Origin of the sequence: Yinghuangia sp. ASG 101 (assembly GCF_021165735.1) — a bacterium.
GTDB lineage: Bacteria > Actinomycetota > Actinomycetes > Streptomycetales > Streptomycetaceae > Yinghuangia.
The window spans coordinates 7,658,431-7,672,058 of sequence record NZ_CP088911.1 but is presented as its reverse complement, the minus strand read 5'-3'; the positions used below and the strand labels follow the sequence as shown (position 1 = coordinate 7,672,058).

15 protein-coding genes are annotated in these 13,628 nt (G+C 71.6%); 7 read left to right on the top strand and 8 right to left on the bottom strand.

Annotated features, from left to right (window positions below):
- Positions 1–148 precede the first annotated feature (148 nt).
- Entirely contained in the window at positions 149–1,201 is a 1,053-nt protein-coding gene (locus tag LO772_RS32870; protein WP_231775676.1) for a hypothetical protein, read from the top strand.
- Between the two features lie 87 nt (positions 1,202–1,288).
- Here LO772_RS32870 and LO772_RS32865 read toward each other — a convergent pair whose 3' ends face one another.
- Entirely contained in the window at positions 1,289–1,780 is a 492-nt protein-coding gene (locus tag LO772_RS32865) for a GNAT family N-acetyltransferase (RefSeq protein WP_231775675.1), read from the bottom strand.
- Between the two features lie 45 nt (positions 1,781–1,825).
- On the opposite strand from LO772_RS32865, the gene LO772_RS32860 reads away from it, so the two are divergent.
- On the top strand, positions 1,826–2,404 hold the full coding sequence (locus tag LO772_RS32860) for a TetR/AcrR family transcriptional regulator (protein WP_231775674.1): 579 nt from the start codon (positions 1,826–1,828) through the stop codon (positions 2,402–2,404).
- A 177-nt stretch (positions 2,405–2,581) separates the two neighbouring features.
- On the opposite strand, the gene LO772_RS32855 is transcribed toward LO772_RS32860, so the two are convergent.
- The gene (locus LO772_RS32855) at positions 2,582–3,235 is read right to left on the bottom strand and encodes a TetR/AcrR family transcriptional regulator (protein WP_231775673.1); all 654 of its coding nucleotides are present in this window, start codon (positions 3,233–3,235) and stop codon (positions 2,582–2,584) included.
- Positions 3,236–3,389: 154 nt separating this feature from the next.
- On the opposite strand from LO772_RS32855, the gene LO772_RS32850 reads away from it, so the two are divergent.
- On the top strand, positions 3,390–4,331 hold the full coding sequence (locus LO772_RS32850) for an alpha/beta hydrolase (protein WP_231775672.1): 942 nt from the start codon (positions 3,390–3,392) through the stop codon (positions 4,329–4,331).
- Positions 4,332–4,560: 229 nt separating this feature from the next.
- On the opposite strand, the gene LO772_RS32845 is transcribed toward LO772_RS32850, so the two are convergent.
- Positions 4,561–5,046: a carboxymuconolactone decarboxylase family protein gene (locus LO772_RS32845; RefSeq protein WP_231775671.1), complete on the bottom strand. Its 486-nt coding sequence runs from the start codon at positions 5,044–5,046 to the stop codon at positions 4,561–4,563.
- A 200-nt stretch (positions 5,047–5,246) separates the two neighbouring features.
- Between LO772_RS32845 and LO772_RS32840 the strand changes: the two genes are divergently transcribed.
- Positions 5,247–6,245, top strand: coding sequence for an RNA polymerase sigma-70 factor (locus LO772_RS32840; protein ID WP_231775670.1), 999 nt, complete (start codon positions 5,247–5,249; stop codon positions 6,243–6,245).
- Here the strand turns inward: LO772_RS32840 and LO772_RS32835 are convergent.
- The 5 genes from LO772_RS32835 to LO772_RS32815 form a co-directional block, all read right to left on the bottom strand.
- Entirely contained in the window at positions 6,227–6,751 is a 525-nt protein-coding gene (locus LO772_RS32835; protein WP_231775669.1) for a CBS domain-containing protein, read from the bottom strand. The two genes, LO772_RS32840 and LO772_RS32835, sit on opposite strands and share 19 nt — an antisense overlap.
- Before the next feature lie 326 nt (positions 6,752–7,077).
- Positions 7,078–7,671, bottom strand: coding sequence for a PH domain-containing protein (locus LO772_RS32830; protein WP_231775668.1), 594 nt, complete (start codon positions 7,669–7,671; stop codon positions 7,078–7,080).
- Between the two features lie 130 nt (positions 7,672–7,801).
- Positions 7,802–8,314 (bottom strand): GNAT family N-acetyltransferase, encoded by a 513-nt coding sequence (locus LO772_RS32825; protein ID WP_269453256.1) that lies wholly within the window; start codon positions 8,312–8,314, stop codon positions 7,802–7,804.
- Positions 8,315–8,667: 353 nt separating this feature from the next.
- Positions 8,668–9,018, bottom strand: coding sequence for a hypothetical protein (locus tag LO772_RS32820; protein WP_231775667.1), 351 nt, complete (start codon positions 9,016–9,018; stop codon positions 8,668–8,670).
- Between the two features lie 50 nt (positions 9,019–9,068).
- Positions 9,069–10,223 carry a peptidogalycan biosysnthesis protein gene (locus LO772_RS32815; RefSeq protein ID WP_231775666.1) on the bottom strand — a complete coding sequence of 385 codons (1,155 nt, stop codon included), beginning with the start codon at positions 10,221–10,223 and terminating at the stop codon, positions 9,069–9,071.
- 493 nt (positions 10,224–10,716) lie between these two features.
- On the opposite strand from LO772_RS32815, the gene LO772_RS32810 reads away from it, so the two are divergent.
- The 3 genes from LO772_RS32810 to LO772_RS32800 all read left to right on the top strand — a co-directional run bounded on the left by LO772_RS32810 (position 10,717) and on the right by LO772_RS32800 (position 13,591).
- Positions 10,717–11,037 carry a cupin domain-containing protein gene (locus LO772_RS32810; RefSeq protein WP_443089340.1) on the top strand — a complete coding sequence of 107 codons (321 nt, stop codon included), beginning with the start codon at positions 10,717–10,719 and terminating at the stop codon, positions 11,035–11,037.
- A 323-nt stretch (positions 11,038–11,360) separates the two neighbouring features.
- The gene (locus tag LO772_RS32805) at positions 11,361–13,235 is read left to right on the top strand and encodes a helix-turn-helix domain-containing protein (RefSeq protein ID WP_231779797.1); all 1,875 of its coding nucleotides are present in this window, start codon (positions 11,361–11,363) and stop codon (positions 13,233–13,235) included.
- A gap of 80 nt (positions 13,236–13,315) precedes the next feature.
- A complete protein-coding gene (locus tag LO772_RS32800; protein WP_231775664.1) occupies positions 13,316–13,591 on the top strand; it encodes a helix-turn-helix domain-containing protein in 276 nt (91 codons plus the stop codon).
- Positions 13,592–13,628: the final 37 nt, after the last annotated feature.

The window sequence follows — 13,628 nt, the reverse complement described above, 5'->3', positions numbered from 1 at the left end:
ACGACCGCGACTCCTCGACCGGAGAACGCCGTCCCACCCGAACCCGCGGCTTCCACACGTGACTTGCGACCGCCCCCGCCCCCGCGCCCGCGCGCCCCGGCACCTAGGCTGACCCGGCGGTACGGATGATGAAGGAGTTGCTGAGGGCATGAGGGTCTGGACGGCGATCGGGGCGGTGCTGTTGGTGGTCGGCGGCGCGGCGGGCTGCGACAGCGGATCGGGCAAGCACGCCGACGGGCCCGCCGAGCCGGCCGACTTCGTGGCCACGGGCATCGACGACGCGACCTACTCCGGGGACGGTATCCAGGAGATCGCCCCGGCCGAAGGGACGTTCGCCGGCCCGCACTTCCGGCACCTTTTCACCGGTTCCGCCGTCGCCAAGACGACCTCCTCGCTCATTCCCGGCGCCGAAGACCTCGACGCGGCACCGGGATACGAGTTCGTCGCGCTGTTCGAGAGCCCCGATCCGCAGATGCCCGAGTACGGTTCGAACGTCGACGTCACCACGACCGTGGTCGTCGACGGGCAGCCCCGGGCGCTGCCGGACGAAGCGTCCTTCGGCGGCGGCTACCTGGTGAGCGTGCCCGTCGGGCACAGCGCACAACTCGTGGTCACCGACGCGGGGCGCACGCAGTCCTTCGACATGCGCACCGGCCGGCGCGGACCGGACGCGGTCGCCGGCTACTATCCGGTGCGCACCGCGTCGGTCCCGGCCGCCGACGCCAAACTGACCGACGACGCCGCGTGCGACGCGCCGATCCCCACCCCGACCGGGTCGTTTTCCGACTGCGAGGTCATCAGCACCTTCGAGATCACCGACGGCACGGGCTCCCTCGACCCGTGGGCGCCGGGCCTCGGCTGGGCCGACGACGGCCGGGCCTGGCTGGTCTTCCCGAAGGCCGAGTACGAGGCCCGCGTCGCCGGCTTGGGCGTCTCATACGCGCGCGACGCCGACAGCCTGCTCACCCTCACGCTGCCCGACGGCTCGGTCGTCCCCGGCGTGAGCACGACCCCGGGCGCCATCAACCTGTGGACGCGCACCTCGACGCCGCTCGTGTTCGACGTCCCGGCCTCGTTCACCACCGGGAAGCTGACGCTGCACCCGGACGGCCGCCTGAGCCGCACGATCGACGGCGTCCCGGCCGCCACGTGGACGAAGGCACCGCAGCCGCACTCGGTCGTCGTCACGGTGTCCCCGTGACCCGCGGCAGCGGTTTGGCGTCGGGGGCTGCCGCGGGTGTCGGCCCGGTGGCCGTCGGCGTGGACGGAACGCCCGTCGCCGCGAGGGTCACAGGCGGCGCTGCCAGGTCTCATCCATCAGGCCGCTGCCGTAGTCCTCGTGCGGCGTCCGGGCGGTCAGCTCGAAGCCGAGCCTGGCGTAGATGCGCCGGGCCGGGCCGAGCTTGTCGAGCGTCCACAGGGTCATCGCCTCGTAGCCGGCGTCCCTGGCGAAGTGCAGGGCCTCGGTGACCAGGCGGCTCCCCAAACCGAGGCCGCGGGCCGCGGGATCGACGATGAGCAGCCGCAGCCTGGCGGTGCGGTCGTCCGCGCGGACGCAGAAGATCGAGCCCGCCGGCACCCCGTCGACCTCGGCCATCCAGGCCGCCTTCGGGCCGCTGTCGTCGGCGTCGTAGTCGGCGGCGACCCGGGCGACGAACGCCTCGAAGTCCGTGCCGAAGCCGAGTTCCGCGGCGTACAGCTCGCCGTGCCTCATCGCGACCCAGCCGAGGTCGCCCGGCCGGCCCAGCGGCCGGATGACCGCCTCGCGTTCTGCCGTCATGATCACACGCCCCTACTGAAACGACTGTTTCAGTAGACTGTACCGGTGACCCGCTCCGAGACAACCCCGTCCCCGCGCCGGCAGGAACTGCTGGAAGCCGCCTACGCGTACGCGCTGCGCAGTGGCCTGGGCGAGCTGTCGCTGCGCCCGCTCGCCGAGGAGATCGGCTCCAGCCCCCGCGTGCTGCTCTACCTCTTCGGCAGCAAGGACGATTTGATCCGCTCCCTGCTCGCGCGGGCCCGCGCGAGTGAGCTCGAAGCCCTCCGGCACGCCGGCGACCGGGTGGGGCGAACGGAGGGCGTGGGGGCGGCGGCACGCGTGCTGTGGGACTGGTTGTCCGACGACGCGCACCGGGCCCTTCTGCGGCTGTGGGTGGAGAGCTACGCCCGTTCCCTGATCGACCCGGACGGGCCGTGGGCCGGCTTCGCCCGCGCCACGGTCGAGGACTGGCTGGCGCTGCTCGCCGAACACCAACCCGCCGAGCTGCGTGCCAACGAGGCGGGCCGCACGCAGCGCACCCTCGTCCTGGCCGTCTTGCGCGGTGCGCTGCTGGACCTGCTGGCCACCGGCGACACCGCGCGCACCACCGCGGCGCTCCACCTCCAACTCGACGCGCTGCCCTGACACGCCGCGGCGCACGACGGCGCCGAGGGCGCGGCCGGTCGCGCGGACCGCGTCGAGGACGCGTACGCGTGTCCCGGCGCCCTGACACGCCGCGGCGGACGACGCGGAATCCCCCGGCCGCCGTCCGCGGCGGCCGGAGCCGCGACGACGGATCGCCTCCCGTCGCGCCCCCGCGGGTCAGGGGATCCTGGCCTCGATGTGGTCGAGTTGGGCGGCGAGGATCGCCTCGAACGCGGCGCGGCGGTCGGCCCCGAGCGGGCGGATGTCGCGGGCGAAGTGGGCCAGGGCGGGGAAGCGTTCGGGATCGGCGCCGAGCACGGCGACCCGGAACTGCTCCATGCCTTGTTCGTACTCCTCGGGCGTGATGGTGCTGATGCCGGCCTCGGAGGCGATCAGCGCGGCCAGGAGGACCGCGATGCGGTGGTAGCACACGGGAATCTCCCGATCGGGGAGTCCCGACGTGCGCAGGGCCTGGAGCAGTTCCTCCATGACCAGCCGGGATCCCGCGCCGCCGGACCCGTAGCGTCCCCAGATCGCGGCGAGTTGCGGCTGCTCCCCGAACGCCTCGCGCAGACGCAGGGCCAGGGCGGTGACGCGCTCTTTCCAGTCGCCCTCGGGGCGATGGCCGTCCATCGTCGCCAGCAGGACCCGGTCGGCGATCGCGCGCAGCAGTTCGGTCTTGTTGCGGAAGTGCCGGTAGAGGCTGGAGGAGTCGGTCCCGAGCACCGCGGCGAGTTTGCGCACGCTGAACGACTCGGCGTCGCTCGTGCGCAGCAGTTCCGCTGCCGTGTCCAGGATCTCCTCGGTCGACCACCGTCGTCGGCCCGTCATCGCGCCCCTCTCGTCGGGACTCAGCCTAGCCGAGGCACGCTGGTGTGCACTCGTCGTTGCACTTGTTGATGCACGCACCGCGTGCATAATGGTGGCAACACCAAGCCCCACCCACGGCGCACCCCGGCATCCGGCCGGGAAAGGAGAAACGGACATGAGCGAGACCACCGCCGCGCCCCGGCCGCCGGAGCCGGATTTCGCCGCGATCACGGCCGAGGAACTGGTCGCCTACCGCGACGCGGAGAACCGTTTCCGGGCCTCCGCCGCGGCGCGGGCGATCCTCGGGGAGCCGGACCCCGGCGCCGCGATCGCCTGGCAGGAGATCGCGCTGCCCGGGCGCAACCTGCCGGTCCGGGTGTACCGCCCGGCGGGGGACGCGGTCCGTACCGACCTGCCCCTCGTGATCCACGTCCACGGAGGCGGCTTCGTGGGCACCGCCGTGCAGTGCGACTGGACCAACAGCCGCCTCGCCGCCCGGCTGCCCGCTCTCGTCGTCTCCGTCGAGCACCGCCTGCTCGCCCCGGACAGCCCGCTCGCGCACGCCGCCGACGACGGCTGGGACGTCCTCGCCCACGTGCTGCGGCACGCCGCGTGGTGGGGCGTCGACCCGGCGCGCACGGCGGTCTTCGGCGAAAGCTGCGGCGCGCTGATCAGCGCCCTCACGGCCATCCGCGCCCGGGAGGCCGGCCTCCGGCTCAGGGCTCAGGTGCTGGTCAACCCCGCGGCCGACGTCACCGCGACGATGTTCGACTACCCCTCCGTCGCCGAATACGGGCACAGCCCCGCCCCGGTGCACCCACAACTGACGTACTTCCGGCGGCTCGCCGTCCCGCCGGGCACCGACCCCGGCGCGTTGTCGCCGATCTACGCGGACGACCTGAGCGGGCTCGCCCCGGCGCTCGTGGTGGTGCCCACCCACGACGCGGTCGCCGACCACGGCCGCGGCTACGCCCGGCGGCTGCGCGAGGCCGGGACACCCGTGCGGCTTTCCGAATACCCGGGCGCGAAGCACGCGTTCCTCACCCTGCCCGGCCTCGAACCCCAGGCCGAAGCGGCCCAGGCGGAGATCGTCCGGTTCCTGGGCGACGCCCTGTGACGGCGGCACCCTCGCGTCGGCCGCCTTCCTCCGCGTCGTCGGACAGGGGGTCGACCGGCGCCGAGTGTGCGGGCCCGAAGACGGCCGGCTCCGGTTCGCGGTCGTCGAGCCGCACCGGAGCGGCGGCCGGCGCGCCGACCGCATGACGGCGTCCGGCCTCGACACGTCGTCCCGGAGGCCGCGGCCCGGCCCGGATCACCCCCGGTCCGGGCCGCGGTCCCCGTACCGGTCAGCTCTCCAGGGCGGCGAACATCCCGGGCCGGTAGGAGCCTCCGCCCATGCGCGTGATCACGCCGAGGCGGTTGGCGGCGTTGATCATGGCGACCAGGCTGACGAGTGCCGCGACCTGGTCCTCGTCGTAGTGCTTGCACAGTTGGGCCCAGGTCTCGTCGGACACGCCCTGGTGGGCGTCGGCGAGCCGGGTGCCCTCCTCGGCGAGGGCCAGTGCGGCCCGCTCGGCCTCGGTGAACACCGTCGACTCGCGCCAGGCCGCGACGAGGTTGATCCGGACCGCGGTCTCGCCCGCAGCCGCGGCCTCCTGGGTGTGGACGTCGACGCACCAGCCGCAGCCGTTGATCTGGCTGGCGCGCAGCTCCACCAGCTCCTGAAGGGACGGGGGCAGCGACGCTTCCCGGATCGCCAGGTTGACGTTGTAGATCCGCTTGCTGACCTTGGCACCGATCTGATTGGCCATCAGGTCGAGACGGGGTTCCATGGCTTCGTCCTCACTCGTGCGGTCCGCCCGCCGCGCGGTTCGTTCGCCCGGCATCGTGACGACCATGGAGATGCCGCGGACCCCGTCCCCGTGACAACGCCGCGGTGTGACGTAGGCCATGGATCACGGGTGTCACAACACGGCGGCCTCCGGCATCTTGTGCCCGACACGGTCGAGAGAGAACAGGCAGGAGCCCGGGCATGAGCCAGCGCAGCGAGCGATCCACCGACACCGCACGGCTCGCTCGCAACGGCCCCTTGGACCCCGCCACCGAGGCGTTCGTCGCCCATCGCAACCTGCTGTTCACCGTGGCGTACGAAATGCTCGGCTCGGCCGCCGACGCGGAGGACGTCCTGCAGGAGACCTGGCTGCGCTGGGCGGGGGTCGATCTGGGGGCGGTCCGGGACCGGCGTGCCTTTCTGGTCCGGATCACCACCCGCGAGGCACTGATCCGGCTGCGTACGCTCCGCCGCCGCAAGGAGTCCTACGTCGGCCCCTGGCTGCCCGAGCCGCTGCTGACCGCTCCCGACGTGGCCGAGGACGTCGAGCTGGCCGACAGCGTCTCGACGGCGATGATGCTGGTGCTGGAGACGCTCACGCCGACCGAACGGGCGGTGTTCGTGCTGCGCGAGGTCTTCGAGCTCGGCTACGGCGAGATCGCGGACGCCGTCGACAAGACCCCGGCCGCGGTCCGCCAGATCGCCCACCGCGCGCGGGCCCACGTCGCCGCGCGCCGACCGCGCGAGGCCGTCCCCCCGGCGGAGGCCCGCGACGCGCTCGACGCGTTCCGGCAAGCGGTCGAAACGGGCGACATGCGGCGTCTGCTCGACATCCTCGCTCCGGACGTCGTGCTGCTGACCGACGGAGGCGGCGTAGTCCGGGCCGCCTTGGCTCCCGTCGTGGGCGCGGGCCGGGTGACCCACGTGCTGGCCTGGCTCGCCGCGACGGCGTCACTGCGTCCGGCACAGGTCAACGGACATCCCGCGCTGATCATCCGGCTGGCCGGGGAGGCCGACAGCGTCCTGACCATGCGCATCGACAACGGCCTGATCACCGGCCTGTACGCCGTGCGCAACCCCGAGAAGCTGTCCCGCCTCGACCGTGAGACCGCCGTCAGCCGCTCGGTCCGCACGCCCGGCCCGAAGGACACGCTCCCGTACGGGACGCCCGACCGGACCGCTCATTCGTCGAACGGGTAAGGCAGCACCGGTTCGAGGCTGAACACCAGCGGGCCCGAACCCGCCGGGGACACACGGCGCCTGGACCTGCCCGCCAGCAGGGAGACGAGGTCCCGCGCGGTCACCAGGCCGACGAACTCCTCCGACACACCCACCACCGCCGCGGCGTCGACCCCGGCATCCGTCATGACCTCCGCCGCCCGGGACACCGGATCCTCGGCCCGCACCAGAACGGGCCCCTGCTCCGCCACCAGGCTTCCGACGTCCCGCTCCCCCAGCACCGCGGCGGGCATCGCGCACGCGACCGCCAGGTCCGAGCGCTCGACCAACCCGAGGCAGTGCCCGCTCTCGTCCACCACCGGAAGGTGATGGAAGCCGGTGCGCTGCAGGATCTCCCACGCCATCAGGACCGACTCGTCCTCCGCGAGCGTCACCAGCGCCACGCTCATCACATCGCGTACCGCCCGCTCACCCACGTCGTGCGGCCCGTCGGCCGGCTGTGCCCCGCCGTTGGTTCGCTCCTGCACGGGAAGCCTCCGTCCGTACGACGGTCGATGGGTCGGTGAAGTCCCCTGGTGAGCCGCGCCCGGGTCCTCACGACGCGCCCGAGAACCGGCCGCGCGCCCCCGAACGCGCGCTCGCACCGGTCGCCGAGCGCTCCACGCGTCCTCTTCCATGGTCACCCCGGTGTGCGCCCTGCGCACGACCGGGCGCACGACCGCCGCACGGCGCGGCGGGGTTGTGTCACGGTGGTGGTCGAGGGCGTGGATCTCGGGGCTTCGAGGCGGTCGTCCCATGAGCGAAACACACATTTGACCACCCCGGCACTCGCCGACTGGCTCGCCCGCGGGGGCTATCGCTCCGATGCCGTTGAGGGCCGTCCCGTCCTCCCGTTGTACTTGCCGGGCGCCAGACGTTCCAGGGCGGCGACGACCAGCGCCCGGCGGTCTCGGGTACGGCCGCGACGGGGGTTGCCCAGTAAGAAGAACGGCACGGCGACCGCGTGTTGCGCGATGCCGCGCCGGCGATCCGGCAGCGTACTTCCCGCGCGCATCTGTACGACGAGGACTCGGCCACGACGGCTGAACCGCACGGCCTCGACGTCCGACCACGGAACCGTCTCGACCCGAGTCCGCCGGACCCTGCTGATGCCGACGCCGTCGATGCGCAGCGCCGGCCGTTCCCGCCACGAGAGGATCAGGAGTGGCGAACCCAACACGACGACGGCCCCGGGAAGGCCCAGGTATCCGGCGATCCCGGGCTCGCGCAGGGTTGTCGTCACGCCGTCCGCCGAGAGCGCTCCGGCACCGAATACCGCCACGATCTCCAGGACGAGGACGAGGCAGGCGATCGCGAGGAGGATGCCCGCATCGGACGCCACGCGTCGCGCCCGCCGCTCGGCGGGCACCAGCACTTCCGCGGCGGCGGCACGGCCGGGAACTGACATGGCGGCTCCGGATCCTCGGAGAAGGGAACTCGGCCGGACAGCCTAGCGATACTGAGGGTATCCCCGGGGGGCGAGCCCCACGGCCGACCGGCTCGGCCGCACGGACCGCGGGGACCGCGTGGACCTGCCCTCAGCCGCCCCGCGGCCGGTCGGCGACGCCGGACGTATCGAGTACGAGCACATCGAACACCGGCCCCGAGAGGCCCATGTGCGCGCTCGCCGGTTCGACGCCCACCTGCTCGTAGCCGAGCCTGGTGTAGACCGACCACGCGGGGACGTTGTCCTGGATCACGTGCAGCGACGTGAACTCGGGCCGCGTCGCCGCGATCAACGCGTCGTGCAGCGCGGTGCCGAGGCCGCCGCGCTGGTGGTCGGGGGCGACCACCAGTTCGCACAGGGCCAACAGGCGGGCCGTCGCGGCGATCCTGTCGGGGATCCGGGGCAACAACCGCTCGCCGAACCAGACTTCGGGACTCTCGGGATACCCGTAGCAGAATCCGACCGGAACTCCCGCGTCACGTGCGACCATGAGCGTGTACCCGGATTTCGAGAAGTGCTCCGGAAGTACAGCGTGAAATTCCTCCGCGTCCATGTAAGGCGCGATCGGAGCCTTTTCGTAGGCCTCCGCGTAAATCCTTCTCATCTCATGTCCCATGCCGGCTCCCCGATCCGCGTCGAGACGCTCGATCGCGATGTTCCGCATACGAACTTCCGCTCCTCACCAGGGAATTCGGCAGCATTTGGCGTGAAGAGCGTAGGTGTCGATGGGTGTTCCCTCCCTTCAGTGTCCGCTGCACGCGACATCCGCCGCGTATCCGGGCCACCGGCGGCCTGGGGAGTTCGCCGAACGGCGAACCCGTGCTTACGTGGCCGCGCCCTGCCATTCCCGGCGAACGGCCGCACCCCGTGTGCGTGGCGCCGGTGCGAGGCAAGCGTGGCTTTCCGTATCCGCTGTGACCGACCTCGCACCGGCACGGCACACGCGCGGCGACCGCGTCAGTCGCCCGCGGTCAGGCCGAGGTGGACGGGAGGGTCGGACAGGATGCGGGAGTCGACGATGTCGTACCAGAGCCCCTGCTCGATGCGCCGTTCCTCCCACGCCTTGTCCCGGCCGCGTTGGGAGACGGCCGCGCGGTAGGCGCCCCAGGCCGCTTCGTCGGCGAAGGCGACCAGGTGTTCCACGCAGTGCACGTCGGACCCGATCGTGCGTACGTACCAGTCGGTGCGCAGCACCATGTCGAGGCCGCCGTAGAACCACTTCTCACGGTCCCGGACCCACGACCAGAACTCCGACTGGTTCGCCAGCGCGTGTGGAGTCGGTCGGAACGTGTAGCCGAGGTAGATCATGTGTCGGAACCCCTTGTGTGCATCGTGCGTACGGTTGACGGCGGTCCGCGCTACTCCCAGTCCCGCCATCCCGGATCCAAGGCGGCCGGGCGTGAGGCGAAACGGGCGCGCCAGGACGCCGCGAAGCGGGCGTTGTGGTCGTGGGCCGTGGACGGGTCGAACCAGGTGTCCCGTCCGAGAGCGGGGGCGACCACCATGGCCAGCGGGTGCAGCACCGCTCCCCGGGCGACCTTGGCCTCCCATGCCGTGACGGAGAGGTGCAGGTGTGTGAAGCCGTGCCGGGCAGCCCAGTTGACCGCTTCGTAGATGGTCAGGACGAAATAGGCGAAGGGCGGCGCGTCGGAGGCGGCACCCCAATAGCGTCCGAAAAGCCGCCCGCCGTGCCGATAGAACACCGCGACAGCAGCGAATCGCGCCCCGATCCGGGCCACTCCCACGACGGCATGTGCGGTCACACCGGCGTCGCGCTGGGCCGCCAGTGCGGCACGCAGACTCGCCCTCCCACCGTCGGCACCGTATTTCGTCCGGTTCGCGGCCCCGAGCGTCGCCACCTGCTCGGAAACGTACGCGTCCAGAGGATGCCATTCGACGGTGGCGCCGGACCGCTCGAAAGCCTGCTGCTCACGATGCCAGCCCCGTCGATCGCGGCCCGCGACCGAAGCCGCCAATTGCGGCATTCCGCCGGCGGGCACGCTCAGAACCGCATCGGCGGAATGCAGGATCACGCGGGCGGACGCGCACGTCGCGGCGAGTTCCCGCGCCGCCGCGGCAGGCAGGTACGGCCATACGACACCGGCGCGTCCCCGGCGTGTGGCATCGGCCCGGGCGGCTCGGAGGAGATCGGCCAGTACATCCGCCCGCACGTTCAGGTCCGACCGGCACGGAATGGCGTTCGTGGTGACCCGGTGTCCGCCGAGCCACAAGAACCGCTCGTCCCACGGCCCGGGCAAACCACCGGCCATCCGCGGCAGCTCGAACAGCGGGCCCTCGTCGGCTCCGCGATTCCAGGTGGGTGCCGCGGCGAGGACACGGCCGTCGCGCGAGGCCGTGAGAATGCCGTGCGCGCCGTGGGCCAGTTCGAGTGAACGCAGCCATTCGCGGCCGGCGTAGAACCCCGTCGGCCCGATCAGGTCCCGCCAATCCGGTGCGGGAATGTCGACAATTTCGCTGACGGAGGACGTGGTGGAGATGGACACGCCGGTCATGGCCACGCATTCGGACGCAGGGGAGTGTGAGCCTCGGGCGCCATGGCGAATGTCCCCCGAACCGCCGAAGCGATTCGATCTTGTGACTCCCGGCTATTCCGCGCTATCCACTGGGCGAAGGCTCCGCCGCGCCGAATGGCTACGCTTCCTTTTCCATACCTGAGCGCGTTCACGGAAATACGGTGCGTCAGAGGGCCGGGGCGGGGTGTCGCCGCGCAGGGTCGGGCCGAAACCGTCGCTTTGTCCCGGCCACCGGGAGGCCACGTCGCGATCACCCCCCGGCCGGTTGCGGTTCGCGGACGAACGCGTCGACATCCACGGAAGACGCCGTGTCCCGCGGAGATGGTGCACGGGTGCCCCCTCTCCTGGCAAATTTGGTGCACGAGGGCCGTAGCCCGGTGTCCGCGCAGGCCTTAATGTGCTGATCGCCTCAGCTGGAACCACTCGGCGTGGTTCGGATTTCCGTGGCGTGACACCGCAAAGAAGGACAATCATGTCGGCTGGATTCATTGTCACCTCAATACAGGACACGCCCATGTCGGGGGTGGCCGACGGGATCACCGCACGCCTGCTGAAGGAGGGGACGTCGGAGGATCCCTCCGTCGTGATGGAGCTGACTTTCGCGCCGGGTGCCGCGTTCGGCGAGGATGCCCACAGCCTGCCCGAGGTCCTGGTCGTCACGGACGGGGTTTTCGGCGATGGGGAGCGCGAATACGGCAAGGGCAGCATCATCGTGGGCGCTCCCGGCTCCGTGCACTTTCCGCAGTCGAAGGACGGCTGCACGGTCCTCGCCTTTCACCCGGCGGGCCGATAGCCGGTCGATTCGCCCGGCACCGATGCGAATACGTGTGACCACGCACGCCGATCCGTCCAGGCCGACGTGCCCGTCCTTGTCAGGCCCGCCGCTGCGGAACGCGGACCCGGTCCGGCCCGCTCGGCACGCCCTGGCCCCTTCCGGCAGCGTTCTGTTCACGTCGGCGTACGATTACGCACCCGCCGACTTCGCCCCTCCCACCGGAAGATGAAGAAATCCTTCGACGGCCCGCACGGGAACGACCATGTGTGGGCAATTCGTTCGGTTCCGGTGAACAAGGAGCAGGGGGAGGCCCGACAATGTTCTCACTACGCGACTTGACCGTGATTCCGGAGTTCGGCACAGCCGCGGAATTCGGTGCCGACCGAGAAGTGCACCGCGCCCTGATCCTCCCCGATGAGCCAGGGATCGGGGGCGACATCGAGAAGGCGCTGATCGTCGCCACGGTCGCGCGTCTCCGGGCCGCCGACCGTCTCGTGCAGACCCTCTCCGTCGGCCGCGCGGCCGGACTGCTCGTGGCGGACGCTCCGGACACCGCGTCCCTCGCCGCGATCCGCGAGGCCGCGGTCCGGCACCATCTCCCCCTGCTCACCTCGACACGGTCGCTCGCCGTGTGGGAGTCCGAACTCGCGCGCACCGTCGTCGATCTCTGCGTCGCGTCCGCCCGACGCCACTCGGCCCGGCTCGGCGCGCTCCTGGAACACCTCAGGCCGTCCTCGGACACGGCCTCCGACATCAGCGGACTCCTGGCCCGAGAGCTGGACGCGGACGTCGTCGTCCGCAGCGCCGACGGCATCCTCGCGGCGGCACCCCCGGCCGCCCAATTGTCCTTGGCATCAGTCACCCACCAACCGGACGTCCCGCACCAGACCACTCCGGGAGGCATGTTCGCGCGTACGGTGCCGCTGTCCCCCGACGAAACCCTGATCGTCGCCACCAAAGAACCGCAGTCGCGGGCAGACCGCGCGGTCGTCACCCACGCGGCCACCGCTCTCGCCTTCGCCCTCGCCCCCCGGCCACACCCCGCGGACGCACCTTTCGCCGCCGCCGTCCGCGGCATCCGCCTCTCCGCCTTCCAACTCCTGATGACCGGCCACGCCATCCACGCACAACGGGTCATGGCCGGTGTCACCCCCGGCCTGCTCGACACCGAAACCGCCCGCGTCTTCATCGTCGACTGCGCACGGGCGGACCGCGACACCGTCATGGCGGAGGTGGAACGGCGGCTCGACAGCCGCACCCTGCCCGTCCGGTGCCCCGCCTTCCACGAGCACATCATCATCGTCGTGCCCCGGCACCACGAACACGACGCCGAGCGTGAACTGTGCAGGCTGCGCGAGGCGTTCGCGTCGGCGGACGTCTCCCTCGGGGGCAGCCCGCCCCATCCGCTCGAAGGGGTCGGCGACGCCTACGCGGAGGCGGCGGACGCGCTCACCCGCGCGGCACACCATCCCGAGCGCACGGTCGTCGCCTCGTCGCGCACTCCTGGCCTCGTCGACATCCTCCCGGCCGCACCCGCCCGCGCATGGGCCGACCGGTTCCTGCACCCGATCCTGAGCATGCCCAGGGAAGGCCGACAGATCCTCGAAGCCACGGCCATGGCACTGGAGTTCCGTACGTCGGCCGCCGCCCGCGTCATCGGCGTCCACCGCAACACCGTGGCACGACGCGTCAACCAGGTGTGCGGCGGCGTCGGGATCAACCCCGAGCGAACCCTCGACCGGATCGCCTTGTCCCTGGCGATCCAGATCGTCCACACACACCACGCGAGCAGCACGGACGACGCGGACGCGTCCCTGCACAACCTGCTCACGCACACGCGGGTCCGAGCCTGGGCCGAAACCGCGCTCCGCCCCTTGGCGGACGACCGACGCGACCTCGTCCGCACCCTCCGGGCCTGGGTCCTCTCCGAGTTCAGCGCCGACACCGCCGCGGCGCGCCTGGGGATCGCCACGAAGACCGTGCGCTCGCACATCCGCGCCGCGGAACCCCTCCTGCGGAAGGACCTCATCACCGGCATACCCCAGGACGGGGAGGACACGGAACAGCGCCTGAGCGGAATTCGCCCCCTCACCGTCGCGCTGTACGCGACCACACCGCCCGGAGGTGTCCACCCGGCCTTCCCCACCGTCACCTGGCCCCGCACGACCAGGCAGCCGGTGCCGAGGGGCGCAGAGACAGGAACGGATCTCCGATGACGCGTGAACGCGACCACGGCGTACTCCCCGCGCCTCTCCTGGCGGCCGTCGAGATGCGCGAGGCATGTGCGGAACGTGACGTGGGAGCCATCTTTCGCCTGGCCAGCGCGCACGCGGACTGCAGCTACAGTCGGCTGGCCCGGTTGTGCGAGATGACGCCGAGCCGCGTCAGCCAGTACGCCAAGGGCACCATGCGCGTGCGCGATCAACGGGTCTTCGAACGCGTCGCGGACGGCCTGCGTATCCCGGGCGGCATGCTGGGTCTCGCACGCCGCCCTTGGGAAGTCCGGACGCAGACACGCTCCTCCAACGGCAGACAAGATGCCTTACATTGCTCAGCCGGCCGTTTCCGGTAGCGACGCGGACGAGGTTTCCCGATGCGTGACACAACAC

Excerpts from the sequence above, each read along its gene's own strand:
- LO772_RS32870 (WP_231775676.1), top strand. The coding sequence starts at position 149 with ATGAGGGTCTGGACGGCGATCGGGGCGGTGCTGTTGGTGGTCGGCGGC.
- LO772_RS32865 (WP_231775675.1), bottom strand. The coding sequence starts at position 1,780 with ATGACGGCAGAACGCGAGGCGGTCATCCGGCCGCTGGGCCGGCCGGGC.
- LO772_RS32855 (WP_231775673.1), bottom strand. The coding sequence starts at position 3,235 with ATGACGGGCCGACGACGGTGGTCGACCGAGGAGATCCTGGACACGGCA.
- LO772_RS32850 (WP_231775672.1), top strand. The coding sequence starts at position 3,390 with ATGAGCGAGACCACCGCCGCGCCCCGGCCGCCGGAGCCGGATTTCGCC.
- LO772_RS32845 (WP_231775671.1), bottom strand. The coding sequence starts at position 5,046 with ATGGAACCCCGTCTCGACCTGATGGCCAATCAGATCGGTGCCAAGGTC.
- LO772_RS32840 (WP_231775670.1), top strand. The coding sequence starts at position 5,247 with ATGAGCCAGCGCAGCGAGCGATCCACCGACACCGCACGGCTCGCTCGC.
- LO772_RS32830 (WP_231775668.1), bottom strand. The coding sequence starts at position 7,671 with ATGTCAGTTCCCGGCCGTGCCGCCGCCGCGGAAGTGCTGGTGCCCGCC.
- LO772_RS32825 (WP_269453256.1), bottom strand. The coding sequence starts at position 8,314 with ATGAGAAGGATTTACGCGGAGGCCTACGAAAAGGCTCCGATCGCGCCT.
- LO772_RS32820 (WP_231775667.1), bottom strand. The coding sequence starts at position 9,018 with ATGATCTACCTCGGCTACACGTTCCGACCGACTCCACACGCGCTGGCG.
- LO772_RS32815 (WP_231775666.1), bottom strand. The coding sequence starts at position 10,223 with ATGACCGGCGTGTCCATCTCCACCACGTCCTCCGTCAGCGAAATTGTC.
- LO772_RS32810 (WP_443089340.1), top strand. The coding sequence starts at position 10,717 with ATGTCGGCTGGATTCATTGTCACCTCAATACAGGACACGCCCATGTCG.